General features: G+C 72.1%; 1 protein-coding gene. It reads left to right on the top strand.

The window, feature by feature from the left end; translation table 11 throughout:
• On the top strand, positions 1 to 420 hold a 420-nt coding region (locus QC029_RS30720), incomplete at both ends, for a C-terminal helicase domain-containing protein (RefSeq protein ID WP_279559117.1).

Genomic DNA, 420 nt, shown 5'->3' with positions numbered 1-420 from the left:
GGTGCACTCCGTCGATCCGCCGGCCGGCGCGGTCACGACGATGGAGCACCACGTGCTCCACGTCCACGGCGCCGACAAACACGCGGCCACCCCCGAGATCGCCGCACGCGACGGCCGCGTGATCATGTTCCTGGACACCAAGCACGCCGTCGACCGCCTCACCGAGCACCTCCTGAACAGCGGGGTACGGGCCGCCGCCCTGCACGGGGGCACGTCGCAGCCGCAGCGCACCCGTACGCTGACGCGGTTCAGGAACGGGCACGTCAGCGTGCTGGTGGCGACCAACGTCGCCGCCCGCGGCATCCACGTCGACACCCTCGACCTCGTCGTCAACGTCGATCCCCCGACCGACCACAAGGACTACCTCCACCGCGGCGGCCGCACGGCCCGCGCAGGCGAGTCCGGCAGCGTCGTCACCCT

Origin of the sequence: Streptomyces sp. DH37 (assembly GCF_029813835.1) — a bacterium.
Lineage (GTDB): Bacteria > Actinomycetota > Actinomycetes > Streptomycetales > Streptomycetaceae > Streptomyces.
The sequence above is the reverse complement of the archived record's forward strand: the minus strand, read 5'-3'. Positions and strand labels throughout refer to the sequence as shown.